Genomic DNA, 26,486 nt, shown 5'->3' with positions numbered 1-26,486 from the left:
GTCAGGCCTCCGTCTTGGGCTGATCGCTGCTGCCGGCGTTCTGTATCAGCGTGTAGAACACGAAACAAGCCAGCAGGATGATAAGGAAGTAGATCAGCGAGAAAGCCGCTGCCGGGCCGAGGTCGAATTGGCCGACCGCTTTCTGGGTCAGGTACTGGCTGAGGAAGGTAGTGGCATTGCCGGGGCCGCCGCCGGTCAGCACGAAGGGTTCGGTGTAGATCATGAAGCTATCCATGAAGCGCAACAGCAGACCGATCAGCAGCACGCCGCGCATCTTGGGCAGCTGGATAAAGCGGAATACCGCCCAGCGCGAGGCGCCATCGATGCGGGCGGCCTGGTAATAGGCTTCCGGGATGGCGCGCAGGCCGGCGAAGGCCAGCAAGGCAACCAGCGGCGTCCAGTGCCAGATATCCATCACCACCACGGTCAGCCAGGCATCCAGCGAATGCGAGGCGTAGTTGTAGTCCAGTCCCAGCTTGCTCAGCATGACGCCGGCCAGGCCGATATCGGTACGTCCGTAGATCTGCCAGATGGTGCCGACCACGTTCTGCGGAATCAGCAGCGGCATGGCCAGCAGCACCAGGGCCAGCGAGGAGCGCCAGCCGGCGGCCGGCAGGGCCAGCGCCAGCATGATGCCCAGCGGGATTTCGATGGCCAGCACGGTTGCGGAGAAGATCAGCTGGCGCAGCAGCGCGCCATGCAGCTCGGGGTCGCGCAGCACGGTCTTGAACCATTCGGTGCCGACGAAGACCTTCTGGTCGGGGCTGAGGATGTCCTGTACCGAATAATTGACCACGGTCATCAGCGGGATGATGGCCGAGAAGGCCACACACAACACCACCGGCAGAACCAGCAGCCAGGCCTTGTTATTGAGGGGTTTCATCTATTCTTCCTTCGCTCAGGCCACACGCTGGCCAGCGGCGTAGTACATGGTGCGGGCGGGATCGAAGTCTAGCCGTACGCGGGGCCCGGCCACGCTCTCGTGTTCGCCCAGCTTGACCCGCAGCAACTGGCCGGCCAACTGCACGGTCAGCAACTTGACGGTACCCAGGTCTTCCAGCTTGACCACCTCGGCGTCCAAGGCGGTGGCGCCCGGTGCGGCAAGCCGAATGAATTCCGGCCGCACCCCCAGGGTCAGTGCCTGGCCGACCTGGGCCAGCCGGGTGGCCAGCGGCTTTTCCAGCGACAAGGACTGCTCGCCCAGGCGGATGGAGTCGCCATTCAGTTCGCACGGCAGCAGATTCATGCCGGGACTGCCGATAAAGTGACCGACGAAGGTATGGGCCGGCGTCTCGAACAGATCCTGCGGCGTACCCATTTGCACCACCTGGCCCTCGTACATCACCACCACCTGGTCGGCGAAGGTAAGTGCCTCGATCTGGTCGTGGGTGACATAGATCAGCGACAGCTTGAGTTGGTGGTGGATCAGCTTGAGCTGGCGCCGCAGCAGCCACTTCACATGCGGGTCGATCACCGTCAGCGGCTCGTCGAACAGCACGGCCGCCACGTCCTTGCGCACCAGCCCGCGGCCGAGCGAAATGATCTGCTTTTCCTCGGCCGAGAGGCCACTGGCGCGACGCTTCAACTCGCCGCTCAGATCGAGGATCTCGGCAATCTCCTGCACCCGGCTGCGCACTTCCTTTTCGGGCATCTTGCGATTGCGCAGCGGGAAGGCCAGATTGTCGAACACCGTCATCGTGTCGTAGATGACCGGGAACTGGAAAACCTGGGCGATATTGCGTTTTTCGGTAGGTAGCGCGGTGACGTCGCGGCCATCGAACAGCACTTTGCCCTCGCTGGGGATCAGCAGGCCGGAGATGATATTCAGCAGGGTGGTCTTGCCGCAGCCGGAAGGACCCAATAGCGCATAGGCACCACCGTCCTCCCACACCATGGTCTGCGGTTGCAGCGAGTAAGCCTCGTTGCCGGGGTAGCGGTGACCGAGCCCGGCCAGTTCTATTCTTGCCATGGTCCTGTCTCCTGTCAGTGGCTGCCGGTCATGGCGTTGAGGCGATCGGGCGAACCCGCCAGCTTGCCGGCGGCGTCAAAGGCGAATACCTCGCGCGGATCGATAAACAGTTGCACCGCGCTACCCGGCGCCAGTTCGCGCACGCCGGACAACTGCGCCACCCAGTCGGCATTGCCGTGGCGGGCATGCAGATAGCTGTCCGAGCCGCTGATCTCGGCCAGTTCGATATGGCAGGGCAGGGCCAGGTCGGCCGGGCCGTTGGCCGATAGCCGCAGATGGCTGGGGCGCACCCCCAGCTGGTAGTCGCCGGCCGGCAAGGCGGCCAGATGCGGCGCCAGCGGCAGGGCCAGTCCATCGGCCAGATGGGCCATGGCCTCACCGGGCCGGACGGTGGCGGGGAAAAGATTCATGGGTGGGTCGCTGAACACTTGCGCCACCCGGCGGGTGGCGGGGTGGTGGAAGACTTCCAGCGTTGGCGCGAATTGCAGCAAACGGCCCTCGTCCAGCACAGCGGTGTGGCCGCCCAGCAGCAACGCTTCTTGCGGTTCGGTGGTGGCGTAGACCACGGTGGTCTTGCCGTCGGCGAACAATTCCTTCAGTTCGGCCCGCAATTCCTCGCGCAGCTTGTAGTCGAGGTTGACCAAGGGCTCGTCCAGCAACAGCAAGGGGGCCTGCTTGACCATGGCGCGTGCCATGGCGGTGCGTTGCTGCTGGCCGCCGGACAGCGCGCCGGGCAGCCGGTCCAGCAGATGGCTGATATGCAGCTTCTCGGCCATCGCACCGACGCGGGCACGGATGTCCTGCTCGCTCAGTCCACCCGCCAGGCGCAAGGGCGAGGCGATGTTCTCGAACACGCTGAAGGAGGGGTAGTTGACGAACTGCTGGTAGACCATGGCCAGCTTGCGGCGGCGCACCGATACCCCGGTGACGTCCACGCCATCGGCCAGCACGCGGCCATGGCTGGGCCGGTCCAGGCCGGCCATCAGCCGCATCACGGTGGTCTTGCCGGCACGGGTCTGGCCCAGTAGCACATTGATCTTGCCGGCCTGCAATTGCAGGTCGAGCGGATAGATATGCGTATCCGCGCCGGCCAGCTTGCTCACGCCGTCCAGTTGAAGCTGCATGGTGCTTGTCTCCATTGTCCGTCGCGGACGTGTACGTCATCCCGCACGGCTTGCCATTCATCGCCGAGCGGGGATGCTGAAAAATTCAATGCCGGGCGCGACAAGGTACGCTTAATGGCCCGTGGGTGCGATTTGCGGCGAATCTTTCGATTTTGTCACATTTACAACATGCTCTGCCAACCAACGCGCCAGTATTTCTCCGCCATCGGCCGGTACATGCAGGCCCAGCTTGGATCGGCGCCAGAGAATATCCTCGGCGCTGCAGGCCCATTCCTGCCGATGCAGGTAGTGGATTTCGGCTTCATACAAGCCAGGCAGTACCTCTTCGCCCAGCTCCTCCAGCGAACGAGCGCCGGACAGCATGGCCTCCGTGCGGCTGCCATAAGCACGCGCATAGCGTTGTGCCAGCGTGGCCGGCAGCCAGGGATGGGCCTGGCGCAGACTTTCGAGAAATTTACCGAAATCGCCGCCGGGCAGATCGCCGCCGGGCAATGTGGCACGCGCGGTCCAAGCCCCGCTGCCTTTGCCCAGCTGTTCCTGCAACAGGTCGGCGGCCTCCTCGGCCAGCTTCCGGAAGGTGGTGATCTTGCCACCGAACACCGACAGCATGGGCGCGCCGCCCTGGTCCATGACCAGGTCGTAATCGCGGGTCACGCCGGAAGCATCGGCCGATTCGTCATCCAGCAAGGGCCGCACGCCGGAATAGTTCCAGACCACGTCGGCCGGCACGACGGGCTTGCTGAAATAGCGGCTGGCCATCTCGCACAGGTAGGCAGTTTCGTCGGCGTCGATGGCGACCTGGTCGGCGGCGCCACGGTATTCCAGGTCGGTGGTGCCGATCAGCGTGAAATCCTGCTCGTAGGGAATCGCGAAGATGATGCGTTTGTCCGGGTTCTGGAAGATATAGGCATAGGGATGCTCGTACAGCTTCTTCACCACGATATGGCTTCCCTTGACCAGCCGGACCCGGCGGGCGGACTTGACCTGCGCCACCTGCGACAGGAAATCCCCCACCCAGGGGCCGGCGGCATTGACCAGTACCCTGGCCCCCACGGTGCGTTCCGCGCCGGAAGCATCGCGCAAGGCGATACGCCAGCTGCCTTCGCTACGCTGTGCACCGACGCAGGCGGTGCGGGTCAGGATGGTGGCGCCGCGTTCGCGGGCGTCCATGGCGCAGAGGGTGACCAGCCGGGCGTCCTGCACCCAGCCGTCGGAATAGACGAAACCCTTGCCAAAGCGTGCCTGCAAGGGCTTGCCGGCCTCATGCCGGCGCAGGTCGATGCCGCTCGAACCGGGCAGGATCTGGCGGCGGGCCAAGTGGTCATATAGGAATAGACCGGCCCGTATCATCCAGCCCGGACGCAGATGCTTGTCGTGCGGCATGACGAAGCGCAGCGGCCACATGATATGCGGCGCCGCCTTGAGCAAGACTTCACGCTCTTGCAGGGCCTTGCGCACCAGGCCGAATTCGTAATATTCCAGATAACGCAAACCGCCATGGATCAGCTTGGTGCTGGCCGAGGAAGTGTGCCGCGCCAGATCGTCTTTTTCGCAAAGCAACACGGACAAGCCGCGACCGGCCGCGTCGCGAGCGATGCCGGCGCCATTGATGCCGCCTCCCACTACGACAACATCATATTCGCTTGCTTCCACCGTGTTCTCCTCTGGCTGGCGCTGATATTCGTTTATGTCTCACTTAACCATGCAAATGTACTAAAACAGACTTCGTTGTGGCAAGGAACTTTTCGTTTTTGTTCGTTTTTGTGCGATTAACCAATTTGAACAACATGATCTATCGCTTTCCGAGTAATTGCACTTATAGTCGCCCGTACCTGATCGAAAAAGGACATGCCCTTGAACCCGAGGCAAATGGAACTGCTGGAACGGGTACGCAGCTGCGGCTTCGTATCGGTGGAGGCATTGGCGACCCACTTCGGCGTCACCATGCAAACCATCCGGCGCGATGTCAGCCAGTTGGAGGAAGAAGAGCTGGTGCGGCGCTATCACGGCGGCGTCGGACTGCCGTCCAGCGTGCAGAACATCGCCTATCCGCAGCGGCAGGTACTCAATAGCGAAGCCAAGCAAAGGATCGCGCAGCTGGTGGCCAGCGAGCTGGCCCACGACCGCTCGCTGATCATCAATATCGGCACCACCACCGAGGCGGTGGCCAATGCCCTGTTGCACCACCGCGGCCTGCATGTGGTCACCAATAACCTGAACGTGGCCATGACCCTGTCGGCGAATCCCGATTGCGAGGTCATCGTGGCCGGTGGCGTGGTGCGCAACCGGGACCGTGGCGTGGTGGGCGAGGCGACGGTCGATTTCATCCGCCAGTTCAAGGTGGATATCGGCATCATCGGTGTCTCCAGCATCGAGGCGGACGGAACGCTGCGCGATTTCGACTATCAGGAGGTCAAGGTCGCCCAGACCATCATCGAGCAGTCTCGCCAGGTCTGGCTGGTGGCCGACCATACCAAGTTCAGCCGTGAAGCCTTGGTCAGGCTGGGACACCTGTCCCAGGTCGATTGCCTGTTCACCGATATGCCGGTACCGGAACACTTGGGTGCGGCCTTGCGCGAGGCGGGTACCCGGGTGTTCGTCGCCGGGCAGGCCGGCACTTGAATTGCTACGGTAGGTAAGGTCGGATTTGGCGAGCTTGTTCGGTGCTTCCCACGCAGCCGAGCCTTCGCACTTGTCCTACTATTTGGTGAGACATTCGCGCGTGCCCGCCGAACAAAGCGCGTGATTCACCATCAAAACGGTATCTGCCAAGTCTGTGGCAGCAGGAGTGAACCGATGCAAGCACAGCAGCCAACCCATATTTTGCTGGTGGAAGACGATCCTCACGACGCCGAATTGAGCATGGAGCTGCTGCGCGAAAGCAATTTCGCCAATGCGCTCACCTGGGTAAAGGATGGCTTGGAGGCGCTGGACTTTATCTATTGCCGCGAGGCGTTCGCGCAGCGCACGCCCGAGCTGCCGGGGCTGATCCTGCTGGACTTGAATATGCCGCGCGTGGACGGTACCGAGGTATTGGCCATTCTGAAGGCCGATGAGCGCACCAAGCATATTCCGGTGGTAGTCATGACCACTTCCGATCTGGAGTGCGACATCCTGATGGCGCGGGAGTTGGGCGCCACTTGCTACGTCATCAAGCCGGTCGATCTGCTCGCCATGAGCAAGGTGGTCAACAATACCGGCCTCAACTGGATTCTGGTCGATCAGCGTTCGACCCAATAGCCCGCTCGAAGCGGCCCGCCGGCGGATACCGACAGGCCGCGTAGTCCGCGTGAACTAACCGATTACGGACATGCAGGCACTACCGGATTGTTGCTGCCCGTCTCTACATGGCCATCGCTGACCCAGGCGTTCGTGGTCAAGCGGTTCCACAGCTTGGTCGAGCCCCAATTTCCCTGCACCGCATCGCCATAGGCATGGCAAACGATTTTCACGGACTCGCCATGGCCGGCGGTGCCCAGCACCGTGGCGCTGAGCTGGGGCGATTTGTACAGATTGACCTTGGCGCCATTGGGTGCGCGAACGATTACGACCATCGGTTCGGGGTCGGGCCCGGGCCCTGGATTGGGACCATCGTTGATCAGATAGCCACCGACATTTACCCGGACATTCCTGCGTAAGGCGTAGCCCTGGTAGGGGCTGCTCCCCTCGAAGAATTGCCAGCCGCCCACCAGTTTGTTGTTGAAAGGCTCGGCATTGCCGTTGCGGGTCAAGGAGTAATGGACATGGGCACCGCTACTGGAGCCGCCGCAGGGCAGCCCATTGGCGATATGGCCCAGATAGGCGCCGGTGGCGAGCATGGTGCCATCGGCGACATTGGTGAGGCTTTCCATATGGTAGTAGCGTGTGGAATAGCCATTGTCGTGTACCAGGGTCACCAGCGCGCTGCCATTCCGGATACAACTCTTGTAGATGCGGCCATTTCGCGGCGCCAACACCCGCCCGTCGCCGCCCGCCAGGTCGATCGAATCGTAGGGCCGGCTACTGCCGCTATTGCCGTGCGGACCGCCGGTCAGCCGCCAGGATGCACCCTTGGGCCAAGGCAGGCCCAGGCCGGTCTCCACCCCGGCCAACTGCTTGAGCGCAGCGCGCTGGCTGCGAAAGGTGGCTTTTTCAGCGCGGCTCAAGACCTGGTCGGGAACCGATTCCAGTAAGGAAAAGAAGCTGTCGCTCCCTTCCAGTCCGAGCTTCCAGCCACCTGCGGTGCGCTGTGCCAGGTAGAGTAGCGACACTGGTGCAGCATCGCGGCCGTCGTTGATGACTTGGGTTACCGAACCGAAAGCCCAGCCCGGTACGGCGCCGGCCAGCACCTCGACCAGGGTATCGTCCGACGTAGGGGCGTCGGCCAGGGATTTCACCGTGTGGGCGGAAAACGCCGTATTGGCCGCCTGTCGTAAACTATTATCCGGCTTCGAGGCTTCGGCGGCACGGAGCGGACCGTTGATACAGATTCCGAGCAGACTGGCGGTGCAGAGCAATTTCGGTAGATAGCGATTCGACATGATTCCTCCTGAACTAGGTGAATACGTCGGCTTATCCGTAATGCGCGCCGACGCATGCGAGCCCGGCGGACCCACAGGGACCCGCCGGTCGCTTCACCGTAGTAAGCAGGACGGATGTACTCAATACCGCGCTGACTACCGGTTGTCTAATACCACTTACCCACAGAATAAGCAGGCCACTTGCTTACAGATGAGTCCGCTTTGGACCCAAATTAGGGCGTGGCTGGTATGGCGGTGGTTATGCTGGCTGGGTAAATGTACGTGCGGTAAATCCGTTGCCGCTCGAGGGGCTGGGAGCCATGCCGGTGCCAGCCCAGCCTTGATCGGAGGTCAAAGCTGTCCACATCCACTGTGGGTAAGTACTGGCATAACTTTGGAACAAGTCGGCTAAGGTGTTGGTGGGTAGTGGTATACGCCGGGGCGCCTGTTTTTTGAGCAGGGCTAGGTGAGGGGTGCTTTCGCCGGCAAACCCGATCTGCAAACCGTCGCCGCCTCGATTGTGTGTTGCGCTGGTGAAGGCTACTTTTCCAACTGCGAGTTGAGTACTACCTCGGGTGCTGTCATCACAATCCTAAGCAACGCAGCAGCCGGACCCGTTGGGTTGCGGCGGTGTTGCTCCCAGTTTTGCAATGTCTTGATACTCACCTGCATTAAACGGGCAAACTCGCTTTGGGACAGGCCGGTTTGTTCGCGTATTGCCTTGGCATCAGGTGGTGAAACCCTGAATCGGCGCGAGGCCGGGGCATCGCCGCGAGCGATGGACCTGGCTTCTTGCAGGCTTTGCACCAGTTCGTCAAACATGATTTTTTCCATCGTTATAAGTCCTTCACAAACTCGCGCAGCAAGGCGGTTTCCCTGTCGCTCAGCTTGTCTTGCTTCGATTTGGGATAGAGATAAAGCATGTAAATCTGCTCGTCATCCCGAATCCAGTAGTAAATAACCCGCACACCGCCACTTTTTCCACGGCCGGACGAGGCGTGGCGCAGCTTACGGATGCCGCCACCGCCCTGAATCAGGTCACCCCTTTCTGGATTTTCTACCAAGACATTCTGGAGATCGATGTATTCATCGTCTGTCAGTAGGTGGGTGACCAAGCGGGTAAATGTAGGGGTTTCAATGAATTCTATATATTGCATGATATGCGCCAATGGCGGATAGCTCAACAGCTAGAATTCCTTAGTCTTTCCCACCCATTGCACCTGTCTATCGGGTTCTCGACGGCGCTTTCAGCTATTCGTTGTGGTGTGTCTTCGGCAGAGGTAGCGATTAGATAAAGCAACAAGCGAACGGCAATCTCGTAAGGCATATTGCATCCAAAGCCTCTCTCCTGATGTGCTTACCGCGCGCACATCACGCTAACTTGACCGCCCTCCTGCCTTGCAGGGCTTGTCGAGTTCATCGTGTTCGGGCCTAAAACCAAGGAGAGGGAATCATGCAGCCCGTACCTGCCGCCGTACCCCGCGTATCGACCCTGGACTTGACTGGTCGGCTGGAGGCGATCGCCGATCCTGAGGTGCGCACGGCCATTCGACGCTGCCAGCGCTCGATCTTGCCTGTAAGAAAATTGGTGACAGCGGCGCGCAGGCGCTGGCCAGTGCGCTAGTGCGCTAGTGCAGAATCGTTGCCTGACGGAGCTCGACCTGAGCCAGAACCAGATTGGCGACAGCGGCGCGCAGCGCAAAATCAATGCCGCATTGACCCGCAACCAGAAAGTTACGAAAGGTCAATCTAAAATCCTGTTGCAGCAAGGCACACAATTCGCCGTTGCGGGCGAAGTCCAGCAGGCCGCCGAGCGGTTCCGGCAGGCGCTACGGTTGGGAATCAAGTATCAAGATCGCCAGCCCATCCAAGCCGCCCTCGACCTCGTCCGACAACAGCTCAAGCAGGCCGACGGGCACACCCAAAGTGGCAAGGCGCACCTTCAGGCGCAACGCTTTGTGCTGGCACATGCGGCGTTTGTGCGGGCACTGGCGATCTGTTGCGACCACGCGGCCGCGCAACAAGGGCTGCAGGCGGCGCACGCAGCCTTGATGGCGCCGCCGCCACAGCCATCCCCTCAAACCCCTACTGCCGCCGATCTGCCTCAGCAACTGGCAGAGGAGCAGCAGCTTCACGCTCAACAGCAGGCATCTACCCGCCAGTGGCACGACCGGTTGGCAGCCCAATGCGAGCAACAGGCGCAGGCCTTGGCCGCCAAGGAACAGGCATTGGCCGACCTCCAGCGGCAACTGGCACAGGCGGGCTCGCATCGGCGCAGTATCGCGGCCGATGGCGCGCTGCGGCTGCGGATCGCCGCGCTGGAACAGGACAAGCGCGATCTGTTGGCCAGCCAGGACGAACTCCACGCCCACCTGAACATCCTGGCGCTACGCATCGCCCTGCTGGCCGAGCAGCAATCCACGCCTGATTCGTCCAAGCTGAGCGCATTACGGACCCAGGTGAGACAAGGCGAGGATGAACTGGTCCGCTGCCAGGCCACCTGCCAGCAATTGAACCAGCGTGCCCCCACCCAGCCGGCCGCACTGGCCAGCATCAAGCTGGCGGCGGAAAAGCTCAAGCAGGTCGAGGCCACGGTGATCACCCAGCGAGAAATGCTGGCGCGTCAAGCCAGTCTAGGGCTGGTCCCCGAACGACGCGCTTGGCAGGATTTTCTGCGCGAATTGAAACGGCTCCGACTCTGGCAGGCCAGACCCGCGCCACGCTGCTTTATCAGCTATGCCTGGGAAACGCCGAGCAGTGGGTCGGCCAACCGGGCTTTGCAAGCCTTTCTGATCCGCCTGCAAAACGATCTGGAAAAACTCGGCATGCCGGTGCAACTGGATATCAGCGACCTCAGCGGGCAGATCGATGCCTATATGGCCACTCTGGGGCGATGCCGCCATGTGCTGCTGATCGGCACACCCCGACTGCTTGAACGAGCCACCGCGCCAGAGCGCAACAATCTACAGATCGAACTCGTCCATCTACGCACACTGCGCCAGCAGCAGCCCGACGCCTTGATCTCGCTGCTGTACCAGGGTACCGCCGAGCAGGCACTGCCGATCGATCTACGTGGCAGCGAATGCGATTTCAGCGTGCCGGCGGATTATGCCCAGCATATGGGAGAGCCCGAGGGCGGACTGATTCCGCGGCTCTTGGGTGCGGCCGTCGGTCCCGACTACCAGCGCGCCTGGCAGCATTTCCAGACCAAGTTACGCCCGCCCGCCAGCACACCCATCGACCCGCTCGCCGCCCGTGCCGCGTTCGACGCCTTTCTGCGGAGCAGTCAGACCGTGCTTCGCCAGCACGGTAAGCAGGTACCGGTCTGCTATTTAAGTGCAGCGACGGAAGCCAAGACCGAACTGGCGGCGCGCATCGAGGTCTTGGTACAAGACTTAGCCACCTTGGGCATCGCGGTTCGCCGCAGTGGACCGCTGGCCGATGCTGCCTATCTGCTGTTGATTGGCACCCCCGCCTATAAACAGCAGCTCGTGCTGCCACGCAGCGACATTGCCAGAACCTTTAGCCAGGTGCAGCAGCGCCAAATCGAGTGGTTACCCTTGCTGTTCGAGGGGAAGGCCGAGGACGTGTTGCCGAAGGTGGACAAGAATGTGCTGTACCGCGATTGCAGTACGCCGATTGACTATTACCGCAGCCTGGCGAGTGCCCTGAATCCGCGCGGCTTGATTCCCGAGCTATTCGGCATACACCGCAGCGACAAAGCGCTCTACAAGGGTTACGGCGATGCCTTGCAGGAGCTGGCGACAGTGTGGCAATAAGCCGGGCGAACGGGGACGTCCTGCAGATTGGGAAGAGGCGACTTGTTCGAGATCCGCTGCCACGAAAATTGCCGACCTTGAGGCGTACTCCCGCACAACACCCATTTGAGAAAGCCAAGCCTACCCTGGCTCCCTCACCGCAACGACCAGGCGTATCACTTCTTCAACAGCTGGTCGCAATGCCCCCCGATGGACTCGGCAACCATGGCACTCGTCTGCCCCCTTGCCGCCTGCATGCAGCTGGCAAACGTCTCTTCCTTCGACGCGGGTTTTTCCCGCTGCTGCGCAATCAACCGTTCATTCGCTTCCGTCAGCAAGGTGTTCTGCCGAATCAGAAGGTCGATTCGATCCTTGTCCGACAGGGTGGCGGCTTGTACCGAATTGGTAGGGGCGGCATGGGCGCCGTGGGCAAGGCTCGCGGCAATCAGCAGGAATGCAATGGCGTGTTTCATGGGATGCCTTTCGGTGTGGGAGCTAAAGGTTGTCTAAAGCACGCCAGCGGGTGCCGGCGAGGGCTGCGGATCGGCACGGCGTAGCCAGGGATCACCCGCCTTTTTGAGGTAGTGGGTGATGAAATAACGCCAAGGAATGACGAATGGAATAAGCACCACCACGGCGCAGGCGATGACATTCGCCTGGGTTGCCTGGTCCATGTGGCCGCTGGACCATTGCGGCAGCGCAACAGCCAAGAGCCAAAGCGACTTCCAGATAAGCTCCCACAGCAGGATGGGCAGCATTTGCAGCGGGTAGCGCAGCCCCAGGACCGATAGCGTCCAAAAGGCGACCAGCATGCAATTCACCACGCCCTCCATCAGCTCCCATGATTGGTGGTTGCGAAGAATACTCGGCCACATAAACAAGCCAAATCCAACGACGATAAACAAATACATCGCACGCAACAGGTAAAGACGGAAAAGCGAGATTTCAGTCATGGCGGCAGATTCCTCCGGTGATTATCGATTTGGTGCGTTTGGCTTGGAAATTGGCGGCTATCCGGCTACTCCACGTCTTTCAGAATCTTCTCGACGGCCGCCAGGCGTGTGTTGATGTCAGTGAGCGTGCCGTTGATGGCGGAAAGTGCCGCCGCCGTTTCGGCTTGCGCTTCGGCCATCCTGGTGGCGATCTGTCGGTACGCTTCGTCCTGGTTGAAGCGCGCCTTTGCTTGTTGCATGGCCGAGAAATACTTCATGCCGAAAATGATCAGTACCGTCCCCAGCGGGAGGCAAATCGTCAAAAAATACACGCCTGCTGACATGGGACACCTCTATGGTTCTGGATTGGTCTTCAGGGATTTCACTGCCTGCGCAATGGCGTCCGGGGTGAGCTCGACGGCGAACGCCGTGACTTCGAAGTAATTGAGTGCCTTGCCGTCGTGGGAAAGCTCCAGCTTGCCCGTGACGAGGCCGGCGTCTTCAAGCTTTTGCAGGTGCAGGTGCAACAAGGGCCGGCTGATGCCGATCTCACGCGCAAGTTGGCTGACATAGTTGCGCCCTCCGTTCACAAGGGCGGCAACGATTCGCAACCTGTGCGGATTGGACAGCGCCGCCAACATCGCGAGCAGCTGTTCTCCGTTTGGGTTTCCTGAATATTCTGTCATATGTAAACAATATCTGACAGGTGAAAGGAAAGCAAGCGGAGCTGGTCTAGCTGGGGTAAGCCGGCAAAGCGTCCGGCGATAGAAACGTCCGCTATGAGGGTAGCGTCAGGGCGCAGGTTGAGGGTGCCAGGACGGCGAGGAGGTTCACCAAAGATCGGCGATGTAGCGAGATTGATCCTTCAGATCTTCAATCTTTCGGCGCACATCCCGTTTATGCAGCATCTGCTTGTGGTGTACTTCGGCGCTGGTGGCGGGCGAGGTCATGAGATCGAATAGGGATCGTTCTTCAAGCTCGGGAGTGGGATAAGGATGTCGTTGCATGCAGGCTCTCCGGAGGCGTCCGTTGAATTGTTCGGCTTGGCTCGCCCAGATCTATCGCCACCCATTCACGCCATGGTTCAGGCCCAGTAATTCCGGAAGAAACTCGCAACCTGCTTGTCAGCTTCTGCACGGGGAATGGCATAACGCTCCTGCACCAGTCCCGCCAGCTTCTGGCTTTGCCCTTCCGACCGAAGTAGCTCGCTGTCGGTCAGCTTGTGCCAGGTGATCTTGGCGGCACGCATCTGTTTTTGCCAATTGGCTTCGGTTAACTCCGCCATGGATAGCAGCGCTTTGCTGATATAGGCCTCCTGGCTATCGCGAATGCTTGCCTCCGCGTGATGCGCACCCTGTGGCGTGGTATCGGCGGAGCAGTTTTGTTCGTTTGGCGTGTTCATGGTGACCTCGGATGGATGCCCGTGAACCGCACGATCGCGGGGTGCCGGGATGAGCTATGACAGACGAACAATGAGCCGCGCCCCGCGACGGGTCTGTGCGCTGTCGCACTTTAGGCAGAACACCCGAATCGCGCAGGGCGCCTGCTTATGGACTATGTACTCCACCGCACCGACACTGTTTATCGACCAAGCCTAGCCTTGCCTTGTCATCGGACTTCCTTACTCCAGAGACCATCATGAGTTTGTTCGCTTGGATCATCCTTGGGCTTATCGCCGGCTATGTCGCCGGCAAGCTCGTCGACAGCAGCAGCCAGGGTGTCGTAATGGATCTCTTGCTCGGCATCGCGGGCGCCGTCATCGGTGGCTGGCTGTTCAACACATTCGGCATGGCCGGGGTGACCGGTCTGACTATCTACAGCCCGATCGTGGCCGTCGCCGGCGCGACCATTGCGCTCGCTGCCTACCACGCACTTTCTCGCGGCCTGCGCTAGCGTCCAGCTCTCGTCAAAGGATCTCTCACTCCACGCTTTCGGAGCAACATACCATGCAAGCCCTACCCAAGTTCGTGCCCACCCTCTTCATGGCCTTTATGTTGGGCGCCACGGCAGGCTGCTCCTCTACCCCTCGATACGAGGGGACTGGCGAATACATCGATGACAGTGTGATCACCACCAAGGTCAAGGCAGCCGTACTAAACGAACCCAGCCTGAAAGTGGCCGAGATCAATGTCGAAACCTATAAGGGTGCCGTGCAGCTTAGCGGCTTCGTCAACTCCCGTACGGCTGCCGATATTGCGGTGAAAGTGGCGCGCAACGTGCATGGCGTGAAATCCGTCAGAGACGAAATGCGCATCAAGTAAAGCACGGATGGCCATCGACTTTGGACTGGCATCCGAGAGATGCGTGGATCGCCAATAATCCCGCCCTATGTGCGACAACGTACCGATCAATTGTCCGATAGCGCCCATAAGTCATGCATTGAGGGCAATACCGCGTTCAAGGGATTCTTTATCGGAGATACATCATGACCAGCAAATACCACCAGCGGCGCTTCGCCATCTTGGGGGCCGCCGTACTGGCGCTCACCGCTTGCAGCAGCATGAAAACGCCCGCGACAGCCGAAGTCGCCGTCTCTGCCGCCGCAGTAGATAACGCCGCCAGCGCCGGCGGTACGCAATTTGCCCCGGTCGAGATGAACCTGGCGCGCGAGAAGATGGCGCTGGCCCAAAAAGCCATGATGGACAAGGATTACCCGCGGGCTACCGACTTGGCGGCCCAGGCACAAGCCGATGCCAAGCTGGCTCAGGGTAAGGCCACTTCGGCCAAGGCCCAACTCGCCGCCGATGCCTTGCAGGACGATATCCGCGTCTTGCGCGAAGAACTGAACCGCAACAGCAAATAAACCCGCTCTGTCGGCAGGCCGCATCCCGGCAGGCCGCATCCCGGGTGGCCGTATCCCGGCATCTTGCTGTGGCGGGGCCCAGCACTGTGGTAAACCAAAGGATTCCATCATGAAAAAATCTACTTCAACCCCTGTGCTGGTGGCGATTGCCGCCATGCTGGCGGCTTGCGGCTCCGTACCTACCACCACCAGCTTGCTGGATCAGACCCGCCTTGAGTTCCAGGCCGCGCAAAACAACCCGCAAGTCGCGACTTATGCGCAGCAGGAAATCAAACTGGCGGGCGACGCCATGGCACAAGCCAACACGGCCGCCAGCCAGGATGACAGCAAGGAAAAGATCGACAAGCTGGCCTATATCGCCAAGCAAAAGATTGCCCTGAGCCAGGAAGTCGCCAAGCGCAAGGGAGCCGAGGCCGAAGTGGCCAGCTCAGGCAAGGCACGCGATGCCATGCGGCTGGAACAGCGCACCATCGAGGCCGATCAAGCCAAGCTGAATGCGGAGCAGGCCAAATTGGTCACCCAGGCCGCACAGACCGACACCGCCGAAGCCCAGCGCCAGATGCAGGAAGCCCAGGCCCGCAACGCACAGCTGGAAGCCCAGCTGGCGGATCTCGCGGCCAAGAAGACCGAACGCGGCATGGTGATCACCCTGGGTGATGTGCTGTTCGGTACGGATATGGCGCGCTTGAATCCGGACGGCATGCGTACCGCCCAAAAACTGGCCGATGTGCTGCAGCAAAACCCCCAGCGCAATGTGTTGGTGGAGGGCTTTACCGACAGTACGGGCTCAGGTCCGCATAACCAGGAATTGTCCGAACGCCGGGCCGGCGCGGTGCAGAGTGCCTTGCAGGAGCTGGGCGTAGCGCGTAGCAGGGTCAGCACCCGAGGTTATGGCGAGACCCACCCGGTGGCCGACAACGACACCGCCCAGAGCCGTCAGCTGAATCGGCGGGTAGAGATTGTGCTGTCGGATGCCAGCGGCGTAATTCCGCAACGCTGATCCATGGCTCGGTGCGGTTGGCTGTCAGGAAGCAAGGTCATGCGTTGGACAGCGGGAGTTCGGGCAGCAAGCGCTCGAACTCCCGTTTAACCACCGCAAAACATTTGTATGGACGAACCAGACGCGCTGCTACTTCTTAATAGACATTGAAAATGAAATATTTCCGCTGCACTTCCAGATAGACGCCATTGTCCAGCACCGCGGCCAGCGCTTTATTCAGGCGTTCGCGCAACGCCTTGTCACCCTTGCGTACGGCAATACCGGCGCCTTCGCCAAAATATTTCTGCTCCACGATGGACGAACCGACCATTTCGAAATTTTGCCCCTGCGGTGTTTGCAGGAAGCCGTAGTAGCCGGCGACGGAGTCATCCAGTACCAGGTCGATCTCGCCTTTGACCAGGGCGGCGTACATTTCCTTGGTCGATTCGTAGCGCACGATGGGCGAGGTGGCCGCGTACACGGCGGACACATACTTATCGTTGGTGGTGCCGTTCTGCGCACCGATCTTCATGCCGGCGATCCGCTTGGGCGTGATATAGACGTAAGGCACGCGGCGCTTGCGCGCGAAAAAGAAGGCCGGAGTGTGCGAGTACTTGTTGGTGAAGTCGACCTGGGTCTGGCGCTCGGGGGTGATGGCCATCGAAGCCAGGATGGCATCGGCCTTCTGTGCTTTCAGGGCAGGGATAAGCTCATCCCATTCGAAACGGACCAGCTTGCATTTGGCTTTCATTTCCGCGCAAAGGGCATTGGCGATATCGACATTAAAACCCTTCAGATTGCCGTTCGCATCCATTTCCTCGAATGGCGGGAACTTGCCCTCCATGGCGATGCGGATTTCTTCCGTTGGAGCCTGAGCATGGGCTTGGCCGAGGCCAAGCAGTGTGATTATATAAAATAGCGATGCCGAGCGTTTCATAATGATCCGTTCTGAATAATGGGTACGGTATTCGACTGCCGGCAGGAGTCTAAAGGGTTAAATGCGTACCTAGGACATTTGCATGGAAAATAATCGTCACTAAATGCATCTGCAATGACGCCTTGGGAAATATAATCCGGCGTCCCGCCTTCTATTATGCGAACGCATCCTTGCGATTTTAAGCCGGCTCACTATAACCGCCGGCAGCAACCGGGCGAAGCCTGACCAAGCCATGCACATCCCGCCGAAGCGGGGACATGCATGGCAGCGGACAAGCTACGACTTACTTGGCAGCCTTCAGATAACGCTCCATAAAGCGCAAGGTATGGCCAATGGCGGCCACCTGGTTCTCGCGCTTCTGCGCGCCATGGCCTTCATCGCCGAAGATGATCAGTTCGGCGGCGATGCCTTTCTTGTTGGCGGCTTCATACATCTGCACGGCTTCGCCCACCGGCACGCGCGGGTCGCTGGCACCTTGAATGATCAACAGGGGGTCCTTCAGTTTGTCGATATGCGTGGTGGGGGAGAGCTGGATCAAGGCCGCGCGGTCCTTCACCGGATCGCCATATTCGGCGATGCGGTTGGTGCGGCGATAAGGCGCGGTGTTCTCCAGGAAGGTGAGCATATTGGAAATGCCTACCGTCGACACACCGGCATCGTAGCTGCCCGCGAACATGGTCATCGCGGCCATGGTGGCGTAGCCGCCGTAGCTGCCGCCCATCACGCCGATACGGGGGGCGGTGCCGTTGCGGCCCCACTGCTTGCGGATATGGACGGCGGCATCCTCGATGTCGCCGACTACCTGCAGGCGCTTGGGGCCGTCATCCAGATGCAGCCACTGTTTACCGTAGCCATCGGAGCCGCGCACATTGGGTTCGACGTAGATAAAGCCGGCATCGACGAAGAGTTGGCCATAGGCCGAGAAGCCTGCGTCGGACTGGGCTTCCGGTCCGCCGTGGAAATGCACCACGACCGGGCAGGGCGCACCGGCGCCGTCGGCGGCGCATTGAGCCGGCCGGCGGACGAACATGGGGATCGCGACGCCGTCTCGGCTGGGATAGCTTTCCAGGCTGGCGACAGCGAACCTGGCGGTATCGATCTCGGGCGTGGAGGGCAGCACCCACTGGGTCAGCTTGCCGCTCTTCCAGTCCAGCACATAACTGGAACGGGGCGCGGTGGCGGTCCCCACGCTGACGATGGTCTTGCTGCCGTCGCGGGTGCCGCCGGCGATATTGACGTGGTCGGCGCCTGTGAAGGTGGGCAGGGCAATAGGCTTGAGCGTGGCGGCATCCAGCGCGTAGCTGCGGGTATAGCCGCCTTCATTGACGCTGTAATACAGCCGCTGCTTTTGCTCGTCCAGCGAGAAGCCGGCCACATCCCACTTCTTCTCGGGCGTGATGGCCTCGAATTTGCCGCCTACCCAGCGGTACAGACGACGGAAATCGCTGAACTTGTTGGTGTGGACGATCAGTTCGCCGGGTTGGGCGCCGTAGCGGGCTTCGAATTCTTCCTTCTCGCCTTGGCCCAGCAGCGGTTCCAGCTTACCGGTGGCCGGGTGCCATTGCCAGATTTCGGCGGCGCTGTTGCTATTGGATTTCTGTACCAGCAGGGTGCCGTCGGCGCGGTGGTCCAGCACGCTCCAACTGCCTTTTTCGCCGAACAGCTTTTCCTTGCGGCCGCTGGCCAGCTCATAGCGGTAGAAGGTGTAGCTATCGTTCACCTCATCGTTGCTGCGGTAATAGACGTAGCGGCTGTCGTCGCTGATGAACTCGAAGAAGGTCTGGACGTCGGGAATATGCTGGATAACCGTCAGCGGGCCGCCCTTGGCCGCTTGCAGATAGATGCCGGGGTTTTCTTCGCCCTTGCGGTCGCGGCTGAGTACCAGCCATTTGCCGTCCGGGGTGATGTCATTGATGCTGGTGGCGTCTTCGCCGCCGGTCATCTGCACCGGGAAGGTCTGGGGGCCGTCGATACGCCATACCTGGGCCACGCCCGTTACCCGCCAGCCGAAATAAAGCGACTTGCCGTCCGGCGCCAGCACGCCGCTGCCGGGCGCGCGCAGGTCGAGCGTGGCCTGGACCTTGCGGCTGAGGGTGGCATCCAAAGGCTTGGCGCGGAATTTTTCCAGTGTCTCCGCCGTGATGCTGGCTTTGCCTAGACCCTTGTAATTGACGGTTTCGGCGGCATGAACGGCAAGGCTACTGGCGATCAGGACGGCGAGCAGGGTGGGTTGCATGGGATATCGACCTTACTGTTGAAATGGAAAAATGCGAAATAGGCACTCCACGGGTGTGGGTGCCTATTCACGCGACTAGCGGGTGCAGGCCTTTACCAGCATCGACCAGCGGGCTCACTCATAGCGCAGCGCCTCGATCGGATCGAGATTGGCTGCTTTCGAAGCCGGCATGATGCCGAAAATCACCCCGACCAAGGCACAAAACACAGCGGCGCCGATGGCGACCCCGACCGGCACCGAGGCCGGTGGAAAGTTGGGTATCAAGGCGGCGATGCCATGTCCCAGCAGCACGCCGATGGCGATGCCGATCAGGCCGCCCAGCAGCGACAGCATGCCGGACTCCATCAGGAACTGGACCAGGATATCGCTGCGTGTCGCGCCCAGGGCTTTCAGGATACCGATTTCACGCGTCCGTTCGGTCACGCTGACCAGCATCACGGTCATGATGCCGATGCCGCCGACCAGCAGTGAAATGCCGACGATGCCGCCTAGTACCAGGGTGGCCATGCTGGTGATCTGGCTGAACTGGCGGGCCAGTTGATCGGCCGATTCCACTTCGAAATCGTCGTCCTTGCCCGGCTGGATACGGTGTGCGGCGCGGATTTGGCGATTGACCCGATCTTTCACCTGCTCGATATCCTTCATATCGTTTACGGTAAAGTGCACTTCGAACATCAGCCGCCGATTGTTGCCTTGCAGGGCGCGGCCCACTTCAAAGGGCACGATCAGGTAGTTGTCCTGCGACATCCCAAACACCTCGCCGCGCTTTTCCATCAGGCCGATCACCTTGAACCACTCGCTGCCGACCTGGACATATTCGCCGACGGGATTGTCCGGCATCTTCAGGTCGTCGCGCAGCTTGGCGCCGATCACCGCGACGCGGCGGTGGCCCTGGTCGTCGCCTTCGACCAGGAAGCGGCCCTTATCCGGATAGCGCCGTTCCACCTGTTGATATTCGGCGGTGCTGCCATAGACCTGCGGGCTGGCGGAGCGGCCGCGGTAGCGTACCGTGCCGCCGTAGGCCACGCCCATGACCGGCACCACGTGCGACACGCCCTCTACCTGGTAGCGCAGCAGGTCGATATCCTCGGTGCGCAACTGGTTGATATTGCCGGTATTGAAATTGCTGAAATCGTTATGGGCCTTCAAGGTCAGCGCGGTACCGCCCAGGTCGGCGAACTGCGCGCTGATGGAATCGGAAAAACCCTGCATCAGCGCCACCACGGCCACCACCGAAGCGGTGCCGATGACGATGCCCAACGTGGTCAGGAAGCTGCGCAAACGGTGCGCCAGCAAATTGATCCAGGCGGCCCGGGCGGATTCGATCAAGAGGTACATGGCCGGCGCTCCTGGGCAAGGTCCGATTCGATGCGGCCATCCACCAGCCGAATCACCCTGGCGGCATGGGCGGCGATATCGGCTTCGTGGGTGACCAGGATAACGGTCTGGCCGTCGCCGTGGAGGGCGTCGAACAGCGCCATGATCTCGGCCGAGGTCTTCGAGTCGAGGTTGCCGGTGGGTTCGTCCGCCAACAGGATGGAGGGATTGCCGACCAGGGCGCGCGCCACCGCCACCCGCTGGCGCTGGCCGCCGGACAACTGGTTGGGCAGATGGCGCAGCTTCTGGCCCAGGCCCACCCGTTGCAAGGCTTCGCGGGCCAGGCGCTCCCGCTCCGCCGGTGGCAGGCCCCGATAGATCAGCGGTTGGGCGACGTTGCCCAGCACGTCGAGGCGGGTCAGCAGGTGAAAACTCTGGAAGACAAAGCCGATTTCGCGGTTGCGGATACCGGCCAGTTCGCGGTCGTTGAAACTGGCCACATTGCGGCCGTTCAAGCGGTATTCGCCCTGGCTGGGGGTATCCAGGCAACCCAGCAGGTTCATCAGAGAGGACTTGCCCGAGCCGGACGGCCCGGTCAGGGCCACGTACTCGTTGCGGGCGATATGCAGATCCACGCCGGCCAGGGCGTCGAACTCCTCCTCACCCATGCGGTAGCGTTTGACGATGCCTTCCAGCGTGATCATGTCGCTTCGCCCTTGGGCTTGGATGCCTGCTTGTCCTCGGCCGTTTGCTGGCTGAGCCGCTCACCCTGCTTCAGCTCGCGCAGCGTACGGCCGGGGCCGCTCACCAGGCTGTCGCCGGCCTTGGCGCCCTTGACGATTTCCTGCCATTTATCGTCGGACAGGCCTAATTGCACCTCCACCTTGTCGGCCTTGCCGTCGCGGACCAGGACCAGGTAGCGGCGGGTAGTCTTGCCATCCTTGTCCTCGCTGATCACCGCCTCGACCGGCGCCGCCAGGCGCAGCTTGCCGTCGCCCAGGTAGATCTCCGCCCGGCAGCTCATGCCGGACCGCAGCTTCAGCCCGTCGGTGCTGGCCAGGGTGACCGTGACCTTATAGGCACGTGCCTGGTTTTCCACCGTGGGCGCCAGTGCGACCTTTTCGACACGGCCCTTGAGCGCTTGCTGCGGATAGGCGGCGGCAAAGAGATCGACCGATTGACCCGTACTGATCTTGGCGATATCGCCTTCATCGACCTTCAGTTCGGCCTGTATGGTCGAAGTGTCGGCAATGGTCATCAGCTGCGCGCCGGCAAAGCTCATGGTCGAAGGGATGGCGGTCTCGCCCACCTTGATGGGCAAGGCCACCACCCGGCCGGCCAGCGGCGCCCGTACCTCGGTCTTGCCCAGCTGCTCGCGTGCATCGGCCAGCACGGTGTTGGCGCGCGTCAGTGCTTCGCGGCTGGATTTCAGCTCCACTTCGGCCAATTGCAGCTGATTGCGGTCTTCGTCATAACGCGACTGATCGATCATGCGGGCTTCGAACAGCTTGCTGGTGCGATCGAACTGCTTGCGCCGCAGCTCCAGCGCCACCGTCTGCCGTTCTATGCCGATGCCGTTCTGCCGCAGGCTGGCCTGTTCCCGCTCGATGGCGTTGCGGTAGCTTTCCGGGTCCAATCGCAGCAGCAACTGGCCCGCCTTGACGTCGTCGCCCTCGGCCACCAGGATCTCCTTGACCTTGGCGGTCACCTCGGCGGTCAAGGCCACCTCGGTGCGATAGGCCAGCGTGCCGGAGGCGAGGATGGTGGGCCGGATGGCCTGCCGGGCCAGGGTGACCATCTCCACCGGCTTGCCGTCGCCGGCCGATTTGGCCCGCAAGGCCAGCGGTACGGCAATCACGAGCACGGCCAAGGCCAGGCCCAGCCATTTCTTACTGAACGGCAAACGCATATCGGAGATCCTGTCTGTTCGGAAAAGGGCTTACGACCTTGCCAATATCACGGCGGCCCAGATGCCATAAATCACCAGGTGCGGTAGCAGCGCGACCCCAACCGCCTTGCCCCAGCCGGTGCCGGTCCACACGCGCCAGCCGATGGCCGCCAGGGCGATGCACCACAGGTTCAACAGGTCCAGGCTGGTGGCCCAGCTCTGCCAGGGGTGATCCATGGCCAACTCGACCAGCAGCGGGTCCAGATGGGTAGGGGCGACACCTTGTGGCGAAGTCTGCGGCGACATGGTCAGCACGCTGATCAAGCTCGCCACGGTGGACAGCAAGAGGGGCACGCCGGACCAGTTGACAAAGCCGAACCAGGCGCGGAAACCGTACTCCGCGCCGGCCACCTTGCCGGCCAGCTTGTAGTAGAGGGCGAGCATCAACTGGAAGATCACGATAAACACCGGCGCGGCAATCACTGACCACCACATCAGCATGTCGGGGTTCATGCTCTTGCGCATCATCTCCTGCTCGGCCGGTGTGCCGCCGCCGGCGGTCACCATGGTCTCCACCAGCCAGCCGCTATCCACGCGCTGGAAGTACAGGAGCCAGACCGCCACGGTGCCGACCAGCATCAACAGCATGGGCAGGATGAAACTGGGACGTTGTTTCAGTTCGGTATAAAGCTTGGAGGGTTCGGTCAGGGCGGTCAGCAGCTGCATGGCATCCTCGTGAAGGTTCTTTTCCTGGGGCGTTGCAGAATCACAAGCAACGGCCGGCATGGTAACGAAACCCATGCCGGCCGGATTGGTGCATGCGACGAAATACCCGAAAGTCGCGCTCAACGACGATTATCTGCCGCTACTCGCCTGCGGCGCGGCTTCCAACGCTGCCTTGTCGTCCATCGGGTGCTTGCTGAACAGGCGCAGGAACCAGGCGCCGAAATCATCCAGGTAAGTGAACACCACGGGCACCACCACCAGGGTCAGCAGGGTGGAGGTGACCACCCCGCCGATAATGGCATGGGCCATCGGCGCCCGCGTCTCCGAACCTTCGCCCATCGACAGGGCCAGCGGCAGCATGCCGCCTATCATGGCGAAGGTGGTCATCAGGATGGGACGCAAACGAACCCGGCCCGCTTCGACAATGGCCTCGTAGCGTGGCACGCCGTCGCGCCGCAGCCGATTGACGAAGTCGATCAGCAGGATGGCGTTCTTGGTTACCAGGCCCATCAGCATGATCACACCGATCACCGAGAACAGATTCAGCGTGCTGCCCCATGCCATCAGCGCCAGCATCACACCGATCAGGCTGAGCGGCAGCGACACCATGATGGCCAGCGGCTGGCTGAAGCTGCCGAACTGCGATGCCAGTACCAGGTAGATAAAGATGGCGCCGGTGAGGATGGCGATACCGGCGTAACCGGCCGACTCGTTCATGAACTCATTGGCGCCTTCCTGCACATAGTGGTAACCCGGCGGCATCTGGATGCTGTCCAGCACCTTCTTTACGTCCGGCTGGACCGCGCCGACCGGCATGCCTTGCACTTCGGCCGTGATGGTCACATTGCGGTATAGGTCGCGCCGCTGGATCAGGGTCGAGGTGCCGCTTTCCTTCACGCTGGCGATATGCGACAGCGGGATCATGGCGGGTTGGCCGGTGCGCGGGTCCAGGTCGCCACTGGCGATGGGCAGCTTGCCCAGGTCTTCGACGATGCGGCGGTCCGAGCGTGGCAGGCGTACCACCACGTCGTAATTGTCGCCGTCCGGCGATTTCCAGGTAGTGACCTTGTCGCCGGCCACCAGCGGCCGCAAGGATTCGCCGACCTGGCCGACCGACAAGCCCACCGCCGAGGCCAGCTCGCGATTCACTTCGATATCCACCGAGGGTTTGGCGGCACGCAGCGAAGTCTGCACATCCGTCAGCCCCTTGACCCGCTTCAGACGCTCGCTGATGTTCTCGGCGATGCGGCGCAGCTCGCCCAGTTCCTTACCCTGGATCTGGATGGCCACGGCCGGTCCGCCGCCACCGCCATCCGGACCGCGGACACCACGGATTTCAACCCCGGCGATGCGTTCCAGCCGCTCGCGTACCTTGGGGATCAACTCGTCTTGCGGTATGCGCAGGTCACGGTCCACCAGTTTGATGGTGGTGGTGCCGATATGCTTGCCGCCCGAATCGCCGGTGTTGACCGTGGTATAGATTTCATCGATTGCCTTGAATTCACGCAGGGCGGCTTCCACCTGGCGGGCTTTGATGGTGGTGTAGTCCAGCGAAGTGCCGATAGGGGTACGGAAATCAACGAAGATCCGGCCCGTGTCGGCCTTGGGGATGAACTCGGCGCCGACCAGGCCGGCGGCCGGAATGGCGAAGGCGGCAATCAAGGTGGCGAAGGCAATCGCCAGGGTGGTCTTGCGATGGCCCAGCGCCCATTCGATCACCCGGCCGTAGGTATTCGAGACGCGGTCCATCCAGCGCTCGAAGCCGTCCAGGATCCGGCCCAGCGGACCGGTATGGCGCATGCCGTGGGCGTGCGGATCGTGCCAGATGGAGCTCAGCATCGGGTCCAGCGTGAACGACACCAGCATCGAGATCAGCACCGCCGCGCAGACGGCAATGCCGAACTGAAAGAAGAACTTGCCGATGATGCCGCCCATAAAGCCGACCGGCAGGAAGACCGCCACGATGGTGAGGGTGGTGGCCAGCACCGCCAGGCCGATCTCCTGGGTGCCGTCCAGCGAGGCTTGATAATGGCCTTTGCCCATTTCGGCATGGCGAACGATATTCTCGCGCACCACGATGGCATCGTCGATCACCAAGCCCACGCAGAGACTGAGCGCCATCAGCGTCATCACATTGAGGGTAAAGCCGAAAGCCTGCAGAAAGAAGAAGGTGCCGATCAGCGCCACCGGCAGGGTCAAGCCGGTGATCACGGTCGAACGCCAGGAACCGAGGAACAGCCAGACGATCAGGATGGTCAGGGCGGCGCCTTCGAAGATGGTCGTCTTGACCTCCTGCAGCGAACGGCGAATGCCGCGCGAGCTATCGCCCACCACGGTCAGGCTCATGCCCTCGGCCTTCAGTTCCTTGTCCAGCTTCTTCACCATCTCCTTCACCCCGTCGGTGACCTCGATGGTATTGGCGCCATCCACCTTGCGGATATCCAGCGAGATGGAGCGCTGGCCGTTGACCAGGGACAGCGATTCCTCTTCCTCGGCCCCGTCCACGACCGTCGCCACCTGGCCCAGCGTGATGGGTTGGCCGGCACGGCGAGCCACCACCAGCTGCCTGAAGTCGTTCGCTTCGGCGACGCGGCCTTTCAGCTGGACGATGCGCTCGGTCTTGTCGAAGGCGATATTGCCGATCGGTACCTCGCGGTTTTCGCTACGCAGTGCGGCGATCACCTGGTCGGTGCCCACCCCCAGGGCGTGCATGCGCTCAGGCTGGACTTCCACCCGCACCTGGCGTTTGACACCGCCCACCAGCTGGGCGCTGCCGACGCCCTTGAGCGTCTGGAACTGGCGCTGGATGTACTGGTCGGTACGGATGGTCATGTCGCGCAGCGACAGCTTGTCGCTGGTGACCGCCACCGAGATGGTCGGCGAGTCGTCGTTGCGGGCCTGGGTGATGAACGGCTCGTCGATCTCCTTGCGGAAATCGACCTTGGCCTCGTCCACTTTCTCGCGCACATCGCGCAGGGCCTTGTCGATATCGGTGCTCAGCTCGAATTCGACGAACACGATGGACTGGCCGTTATACGAGTCGGCCGTGATGTGCTTGATGCCCGACAGGGTGCTGAGCTTCTCTTCCAGCGGACGGGAGATTTCGGTCTCGACGATCTCGGGCGAGGCGCCCGGGTAGGTCGCTCCCACGATCACGAAGGGGAATTTCACATCCGGCATTTCCTCCACCGGCAGGCGAAAGTAGGCCACCAGGCCAAGCACCACCAGTGCCACCATCATCATGGTGGCAAAGACGGGATTCTGGATGCTGATGCGGGTGAACCACATGGCGGTTGTCCTTGTCAGACTAGTTTTATT

General features: G+C 61.4%; 27 protein-coding genes. 7 read left to right on the top strand and 20 right to left on the bottom strand.

All coding sequences use genetic code 11. The features are described from left to right. Window position 1 precedes the first annotated feature (1 nt). From FNU76_RS02925 to glpD, 4 genes are all read right to left on the bottom strand, one after another. Complete coding sequence (locus FNU76_RS02925; protein WP_143856316.1) at window positions 2–883, bottom strand: carbohydrate ABC transporter permease; 882 nt, start codon at window positions 881–883, stop codon at window positions 2–4. A 15-nt stretch (window positions 884–898) separates the two neighbouring features. Next, window positions 899–1,969 (bottom strand): ABC transporter ATP-binding protein, encoded by a 1,071-nt coding sequence (locus FNU76_RS02920; RefSeq protein ID WP_143856315.1) that lies wholly within the window; start codon window positions 1,967–1,969, stop codon window positions 899–901. A 14-nt stretch (window positions 1,970–1,983) separates the two neighbouring features. Continuing rightward, the gene (locus tag FNU76_RS02915) at window positions 1,984–3,093 is read right to left on the bottom strand and encodes an ABC transporter ATP-binding protein (protein ID WP_143856314.1); all 1,110 of its coding nucleotides are present in this window, start codon (window positions 3,091–3,093) and stop codon (window positions 1,984–1,986) included. 111 nt (window positions 3,094–3,204) lie between these two features. Beyond that, window positions 3,205–4,746 carry a glycerol-3-phosphate dehydrogenase gene (glpD, locus tag FNU76_RS02910; RefSeq protein WP_143856313.1) on the bottom strand — a complete coding sequence of 514 codons (1,542 nt, stop codon included), beginning with the start codon at window positions 4,744–4,746 and terminating at the stop codon, window positions 3,205–3,207. A 201-nt stretch (window positions 4,747–4,947) separates the two neighbouring features. Between glpD and FNU76_RS02905 the strand changes: the two genes are divergently transcribed. Beyond that, window positions 4,948–5,715, top strand: coding sequence for a DeoR/GlpR family DNA-binding transcription regulator (locus FNU76_RS02905; RefSeq protein WP_143856312.1), 768 nt, complete (start codon window positions 4,948–4,950; stop codon window positions 5,713–5,715). 174 nt (window positions 5,716–5,889) lie between these two features. After that, window positions 5,890–6,333, top strand: a complete 444-nt coding sequence (locus FNU76_RS02900) for a response regulator (protein WP_143856311.1) — start codon at window positions 5,890–5,892, stop codon at window positions 6,331–6,333. 62 nt (window positions 6,334–6,395) lie between these two features. Here FNU76_RS02900 and FNU76_RS02895 read toward each other — a convergent pair whose 3' ends face one another. The 3 genes from FNU76_RS02895 to FNU76_RS02885 form a co-directional block, all read right to left on the bottom strand. Then, entirely contained in the window at window positions 6,396–7,613 is a 1,218-nt protein-coding gene (locus FNU76_RS02895) for a M23 family metallopeptidase (protein WP_143856310.1), read from the bottom strand. 519 nt (window positions 7,614–8,132) lie between these two features. After that, a complete protein-coding gene (nadS, locus tag FNU76_RS02890) occupies window positions 8,133–8,414 on the bottom strand; it encodes a NadS family protein (RefSeq protein WP_308418597.1) in 282 nt (93 codons plus the stop codon). Window positions 8,415–8,428: 14 nt separating this feature from the next. Then, window positions 8,429–8,776 (bottom strand): type II toxin-antitoxin system RelE/ParE family toxin, encoded by a 348-nt coding sequence (locus FNU76_RS02885; protein WP_263405645.1) that lies wholly within the window; start codon window positions 8,774–8,776, stop codon window positions 8,429–8,431. A gap of 447 nt (window positions 8,777–9,223) precedes the next feature. Between FNU76_RS02885 and FNU76_RS02880 the strand changes: the two genes are divergently transcribed. Then, on the top strand, window positions 9,224–11,371 hold the full coding sequence (locus FNU76_RS02880) for a leucine-rich repeat domain-containing protein (RefSeq protein ID WP_143856308.1): 2,148 nt from the start codon (window positions 9,224–9,226) through the stop codon (window positions 11,369–11,371). A gap of 155 nt (window positions 11,372–11,526) precedes the next feature. Here the strand turns inward: FNU76_RS02880 and FNU76_RS02875 are convergent, their stop codons facing one another. The 6 genes from FNU76_RS02875 to FNU76_RS24310 form a co-directional block, all read right to left on the bottom strand. Further along, window positions 11,527–11,823 (bottom strand): hypothetical protein, encoded by a 297-nt coding sequence (locus FNU76_RS02875; RefSeq protein WP_143856307.1) that lies wholly within the window; start codon window positions 11,821–11,823, stop codon window positions 11,527–11,529. A gap of 33 nt (window positions 11,824–11,856) precedes the next feature. After that, window positions 11,857–12,303, bottom strand: a complete 447-nt coding sequence (locus FNU76_RS02870; RefSeq protein ID WP_143856306.1) for a hypothetical protein — start codon at window positions 12,301–12,303, stop codon at window positions 11,857–11,859. A 65-nt stretch (window positions 12,304–12,368) separates the two neighbouring features. After that, window positions 12,369–12,605, bottom strand: a complete 237-nt coding sequence (locus FNU76_RS02865) for a hypothetical protein (RefSeq protein ID WP_143856305.1) — start codon at window positions 12,603–12,605, stop codon at window positions 12,369–12,371. A 30-nt stretch (window positions 12,606–12,635) separates the two neighbouring features. Beyond that, a complete protein-coding gene (locus FNU76_RS02860) occupies window positions 12,636–12,968 on the bottom strand; it encodes an ArsR/SmtB family transcription factor (protein ID WP_143856304.1) in 333 nt (110 codons plus the stop codon). Between the two features lie 144 nt (window positions 12,969–13,112). Beyond that, the gene (locus FNU76_RS24015; protein WP_179958322.1) at window positions 13,113–13,289 is read right to left on the bottom strand and encodes a hypothetical protein; all 177 of its coding nucleotides are present in this window, start codon (window positions 13,287–13,289) and stop codon (window positions 13,113–13,115) included. 77 nt (window positions 13,290–13,366) lie between these two features. Then, a complete protein-coding gene (locus FNU76_RS24310) occupies window positions 13,367–13,684 on the bottom strand; it encodes a CsbD family protein (RefSeq protein ID WP_223879203.1) in 318 nt (105 codons plus the stop codon). A 236-nt stretch (window positions 13,685–13,920) separates the two neighbouring features. On the opposite strand from FNU76_RS24310, the gene FNU76_RS02850 reads away from it, so the two are divergent. The 4 genes from FNU76_RS02850 to FNU76_RS02835 all read left to right on the top strand — a co-directional run bounded on the left by FNU76_RS02850 (window position 13,921) and on the right by FNU76_RS02835 (window position 16,085). Beyond that, window positions 13,921–14,175, top strand: coding sequence for a GlsB/YeaQ/YmgE family stress response membrane protein (locus FNU76_RS02850; RefSeq protein WP_143856303.1), 255 nt, complete (start codon window positions 13,921–13,923; stop codon window positions 14,173–14,175). Window positions 14,176–14,228: 53 nt separating this feature from the next. Beyond that, window positions 14,229–14,543 carry a BON domain-containing protein gene (locus FNU76_RS02845; protein WP_143856302.1) on the top strand — a complete coding sequence of 105 codons (315 nt, stop codon included), beginning with the start codon at window positions 14,229–14,231 and terminating at the stop codon, window positions 14,541–14,543. 164 nt (window positions 14,544–14,707) lie between these two features. Beyond that, window positions 14,708–15,085, top strand: a complete 378-nt coding sequence (locus tag FNU76_RS02840; protein ID WP_143856301.1) for a DUF4398 domain-containing protein — start codon at window positions 14,708–14,710, stop codon at window positions 15,083–15,085. Between the two features lie 109 nt (window positions 15,086–15,194). Continuing rightward, window positions 15,195–16,085, top strand: a complete 891-nt coding sequence (locus FNU76_RS02835) for an OmpA family protein (RefSeq protein WP_143856300.1) — start codon at window positions 15,195–15,197, stop codon at window positions 16,083–16,085. 136 nt (window positions 16,086–16,221) lie between these two features. On the opposite strand, the gene FNU76_RS02830 is transcribed toward FNU76_RS02835, so the two are convergent. The 7 genes from FNU76_RS02830 to FNU76_RS02800 form a co-directional block, all read right to left on the bottom strand. Then, window positions 16,222–16,908, bottom strand: a complete 687-nt coding sequence (locus FNU76_RS02830; protein WP_223879202.1) for a transporter substrate-binding domain-containing protein — start codon at window positions 16,906–16,908, stop codon at window positions 16,222–16,224. Between the two features lie 376 nt (window positions 16,909–17,284). Continuing rightward, on the bottom strand, window positions 17,285–19,237 hold the full coding sequence (locus FNU76_RS02825) for a S9 family peptidase (RefSeq protein ID WP_143856298.1): 1,953 nt from the start codon (window positions 19,235–19,237) through the stop codon (window positions 17,285–17,287). Between the two features lie 114 nt (window positions 19,238–19,351). Beyond that, window positions 19,352–20,575 carry an ABC transporter permease gene (locus FNU76_RS02820; protein WP_143856297.1) on the bottom strand — a complete coding sequence of 408 codons (1,224 nt, stop codon included), beginning with the start codon at window positions 20,573–20,575 and terminating at the stop codon, window positions 19,352–19,354. Then, window positions 20,563–21,258, bottom strand: a complete 696-nt coding sequence (locus FNU76_RS02815; RefSeq protein ID WP_143856296.1) for an ABC transporter ATP-binding protein — start codon at window positions 21,256–21,258, stop codon at window positions 20,563–20,565. The genes FNU76_RS02820 and FNU76_RS02815 overlap by 13 nt, the downstream gene beginning before the upstream one ends. Then, window positions 21,255–22,463: an efflux RND transporter periplasmic adaptor subunit gene (locus tag FNU76_RS02810; protein WP_143856295.1), complete on the bottom strand. Its 1,209-nt coding sequence runs from the start codon at window positions 22,461–22,463 to the stop codon at window positions 21,255–21,257. The genes FNU76_RS02815 and FNU76_RS02810 overlap by 4 nt, the downstream gene beginning before the upstream one ends. Before the next feature lie 30 nt (window positions 22,464–22,493). Beyond that, window positions 22,494–23,168: a YIP1 family protein gene (locus tag FNU76_RS02805; protein ID WP_179958321.1), complete on the bottom strand. Its 675-nt coding sequence runs from the start codon at window positions 23,166–23,168 to the stop codon at window positions 22,494–22,496. Between the two features lie 129 nt (window positions 23,169–23,297). Continuing rightward, on the bottom strand, window positions 23,298–26,456 hold the full coding sequence (locus tag FNU76_RS02800) for an efflux RND transporter permease subunit (RefSeq protein WP_143856293.1): 3,159 nt from the start codon (window positions 26,454–26,456) through the stop codon (window positions 23,298–23,300). Window positions 26,457–26,486: the final 30 nt, after the last annotated feature.

Origin of the sequence: Chitinimonas arctica (assembly GCF_007431345.1) — a bacterium.
Classification (GTDB): Bacteria; Pseudomonadota; Gammaproteobacteria; order Burkholderiales; family Chitinimonadaceae; genus Chitinimonas; species Chitinimonas arctica.
This window is presented reverse-complemented; position numbering and strand designations above follow the sequence as displayed.